This window comes from uncultured Veillonella sp. (assembly GCF_934190855.1).
Taxonomy (GTDB): Bacteria; Bacillota; Negativicutes; order Veillonellales; family Veillonellaceae; genus Veillonella.
In genome coordinates this window covers 1-3510 of sequence record NZ_CAKPTN010000167.1, presented here as the reverse complement: position 1 = coordinate 3510, position 3510 = coordinate 1, and the positions used below count along the sequence as shown (strand labels likewise).

General features: G+C 38.0%; 4 protein-coding genes. All 4 read right to left on the bottom strand.

Features of this window, described 5'->3' with window-relative positions:
- Positions 1-1006: chaperonin GroEL (gene groEL / locus Q0F90_RS08180; RefSeq protein WP_296004634.1), on the bottom strand; the 1006-nt coding region annotated here is incomplete at its 3' end.
- A 113-nt stretch (positions 1007-1119) separates the two neighbouring features.
- Positions 1120-1401, bottom strand: coding sequence for a co-chaperone GroES (gene groES, locus Q0F90_RS08175; RefSeq protein ID WP_004696047.1), 282 nt, complete (start codon positions 1399-1401; stop codon positions 1120-1122).
- Positions 1402-1599: 198 nt separating this feature from the next.
- On the bottom strand, positions 1600-2166 hold the full coding sequence (locus Q0F90_RS08170; protein ID WP_296004632.1) for an ANTAR domain-containing response regulator: 567 nt from the start codon (positions 2164-2166) through the stop codon (positions 1600-1602).
- The coding region (locus Q0F90_RS08165; protein ID WP_296004630.1) for a sensor histidine kinase at positions 2167-3510 on the bottom strand (1344 nt) is incomplete at its 5' end. It abuts the gene before it with no gap.

Sequence of the window (3510 nt, the reverse complement as noted above, 5' to 3'; positions counted from 1 at the left end):
CGCCTACACCGTCAATGATTGTAGTTTCATCTTTAGTGATACGTACTTGACGAGCAGTACCAAGATCTTCAAGTTCTACGGAATCAAGCTTACGGCCCATATCTTCAGTGATTACAGTACCACCAGTTAAAATTGCAATATCTTCAAGCATAGCTTTACGACGGTCACCGAAACCAGGAGCTTTAACAGCTACCGCTTTGAATGTACCACGCAAACGGTTAACTACTAATGTAGCCAATGCTTCTCCTTCTACATCTTCAGCGATGATAAGAAGTTCTTTACCTACTTTCACTACTTTTTCAAGTGTTGGTAACATGTCGGCAATAGCACTGATTTTACGGTCAGTAATCAAGATGAATGGATTGTCCATAACAGCTTCCATACGATCAGGATCAGTTACCATGTAAGGAGAAATGTAGCCACGGTCGAATTGCATACCTTCTACTACATTTAATGCAGTTTGTAAGCCTTTGGATTCTTCTACAGTGATAACGCCGTCGTTACCTACTTTTTCCATAGCTTCAGCAATTAAGCCACCGATTTCTTCATCAGCAGCGGATACGCTTGCAACTTGAGCGATTTCAGCTTTACCAGAAACTTTAATGGAGCGTTTTTTGATTTCTTCCACCAAAGTTTTTACTGCTGTTTCAATACCTTTTTTCAAGATCATTGGGTTTGCACCAGCTGCTACGTTGCGCATACCTTCTTGAATCATAGCTTGTGCCAATACAGTTGCAGTAGTAGTACCGTCACCTGCTACGTCGTTAGTTTTAGTAGCAACTTCTTTTACTAATTGGGCACCCATGTTTTCAAATGGATCTGGAAGTTCGATATCGCGAGCAATAGTTACACCATCATTTGTAATTGTTGGGGAACCGAATTTTTTATCTAATACAACATTACGACCTTTTGGACCTAATGTAACTTTTACAGCATTTGCCAATTGATCAACGCCACGGCCTAACGCGCGACGAGCTTCTTCATTAAACAAGATTTCTTTTGCCATATGTATTACCTCCTAGATAGTAACACTATCGAATGTAACGAAATATATGTGCCCGTAGGCAATATAGAATGTATCATCAGTGTTTGTAGTCTTAGTAAACTACAGATTAGCTATTATAGTACTGCTAAAATATCGCGCTCGCTAATAATCAAGTGAGTAGCGCCATCGATTTCTAATTCGCTACCAGCATATTTTGCGAACATAACAGTGTCGCCAACTTTAACTTCTGGAGCTACACGTTGACCATTGTCATATACTTTACCAGCACCTACAGCTACGACAACACCTTCTTGAGGTTTTTCTTTTGCTGTATCAGGAAGGAAGATACCACTTTTAGTTTTTTCTTCTTTTGCTTCTAAACGGATAAGAACGCGGTCAGCTAATGGTTTTAACATATGATGTCACTCCTTATTTACTAGATATTCTTTATAATTTATTAGCACTCTAACTCGCCGAGTGCTAATCACATTTATTATTATAACCTATGTCAAAATAATTGCAAGTAAAATTTTTGATTTTTTGACTTTTTAGTTTTTATATGAATTTATAAGCAAAAAACTAGTATAAGTGTTAATCCTTATACTAGTCTTTTGCTATTTTGAAACTTGATTAATTAAAGCCTTGCAAATATTAACAATACTATCACGTTTCTTCATACTGAGGGCGCGAATGCGATTATAGGCTTCCTCTTCAGATATAGAATACAACTCCATTAATATGCCCGTCCCCTTTTGAATGATTTTACGATCTTCTAAGGACTGTTCTAACTCAGCCATTTTCTCACGCAACTGCGCATCACTTTTATAACGGCCTAACGCCATTTCTAAAGTAGGCACCAATTGCTCCTCTCGTACAGGTTTAATTAGATATCCATATACACCGGAGTCTCTAGCTTTATCGATTAAATCTTGTTGACTATAACTGGTTAACAATACCACAGGTGCTTCATGGTGAAAGCCAATCTGCCGTGCAGCTTCAATACCATCTAATTCTGGCATTTTTACATCCATTAAAATGATATCCGGTTTATGTTGTTTACAGAGTTGTATAGCTTCAACGCCATTAGTTCCCTCTGCTACGACCTCATGACCGCAAGACTCAATAATATCTCGCAAATCCATGCGTATAAGGGATTCATCGTCGACGATTAAAACGCGCATTTACGCCTCCTTCTTCATATGTATTGTCACCAATACACCATGACCAGTATTTTCTATGGATAAACGGCCCTTTAATTCATGAGTAACTAAATTATTTATAATTGTGAGCCCCAATCGTTTATTAGAGGAAATAGAAAAATCACTAGGCAGTCCTTTGCCATTATCGGTAAAAGCGAATTCAATGTGTCCCCCTATGTCATTCACATGAAGATGAATTTCTCCATGATCCCCTTCTAGGCCATGTTCTAAGCTATTAGTGATTAATTCATTGATGATAAGAGATACATAACTTGCCATATGAGAAGAAATTAATATATCTTCACCGCTATAGGTAAAGGTAACATCTTGGTCTTGTCGGACCATGCTCATACGCAATAAACGACATAACTCATCATAAATTGATCGTATACCAATATAGTCCTCGTCATAATGGGACACTATATCGTGAACGAGAGCCATACTTTCGATGCGATTAATCCCCTCTTGGAGAGCCTGTTTTACTTCTGGTAAATTAGACCGTCTCGCTTCCATACGCAATAAACCCGCTACAGTTTGCAAATTATTTTTTACGCGGTGATGAACCTCTTTGATAATTGAATTTTTCACCAACAATTCTTGTTGCTGCTTACTTTCACGAGTACAATCATGCAACACCAAGAAACATCGCGTTTCATTACGGCCCATAGCGATGGGAATCATATGCTGGCGAATTACCATATCTTGATAGATTTCTTCACTAGTATATATAGTTCTATCTGCCAAAACTTGTTGGATAGCCGATATTTTTAAAGTACTACTAAAAATAGATGAACCTACTAAGCGTCGATCAAAGCCCAATAGATCGACCAATTGTAATGCAGCCTCATTGCCGTACAAAATTTTATGAGAATCATCAAAGATAATTAAACCATCAAAATAAGAGATTGGTTCATAAGATTGGATTTGTTCGTCCGTAGCAGTTAGCATAAGACGTTGCATCGTATCAGACAATGTATATTCTTGTTCATATTGCTCTGCCTTGATAGATGGAGACAGTGTAAAGGAAATCCCACCTATAATACGTCCCCCATTATCTACAATAGGAAAAACATGGTGCCGCAACTCATGATCAACCCCAATGAGTGGCTGCCCATCTTGCATCATCGAATGCCAAGTATGATTGCCTTTTAATTGGCGCGTAACAATTCCTGTTTCAATGCGTTCTATACATAACATATCAGCACGCTGTTGTATATCACCTTGTGATTTTTCTAGTAAGGGTGTAAAAATCTGTATCCTTTGACGGGTCAAAGACTCGCCAAAGGATATAAGTTTACTAATATGCTCAAGTAATGAGGTTTGTAA